The organism is Pseudomonas sp. 58(2021) (assembly GCF_017491585.1).
GTDB lineage: Bacteria > Pseudomonadota > Gammaproteobacteria > Pseudomonadales > Pseudomonadaceae > Aquipseudomonas > Aquipseudomonas fluorescens_BT.
Map to the genome: position 1 here is coordinate 1 of NZ_JAFGYZ010000057.1, position 518 is coordinate 518.

Consider the following 518-nt stretch of genomic DNA (forward strand, 5'->3'; position numbering starts at 1 on the left):
TCACCGAAACCAGCACCCTGGCCGGTGAAATCGACACCGTGCGCTCATCCGTGGACTGGCGCCTGGGCGCCAACCTGGAAAACCTGGTGCTGACCGGCAACGCTATCAATGGTACCGGCAACGAGCTGAACAACAGCCTGACCGGCAACGCCGCAGCCAACACCCTGGACGGCGGCCTCGGCGCCGACACCATGAGCGGTGGCGACGGCAGCGACACCTACTATGTCGACAACGTCGGCGACATCGTCATCGAGACCGACGCTTCGCTGACCGCACTCGACCGGGTGTTCTCGTCCATCGACTACACCCTCGTTGCCAACGTCGAGAACCTGACCCTCATGGGTTCGGCCAACCTCAACGGCACCGGCAACTCGGTCAACAACACCCTGACCGGCAACGCTGGCGCCAACATCCTTGACGGTGGCCTGGGCGCCGACAGCCTGATCGGCGGCCTGGGCAACGACACCTACATTGTCGACAACCTCGGTGACACCATCACCGAAACCAGCACCCTGGCC

Annotated in this window: 1 protein-coding gene; it reads left to right on the plus strand. The window is 63.7% G+C overall.

Annotated features, from left to right (window positions below; genetic code table 11):
* A partial coding sequence (locus tag J5M72_RS28740) for a calcium-binding protein (RefSeq protein ID WP_207868329.1) occupies positions 1-518 on the plus strand: 518 nt, incomplete at both ends.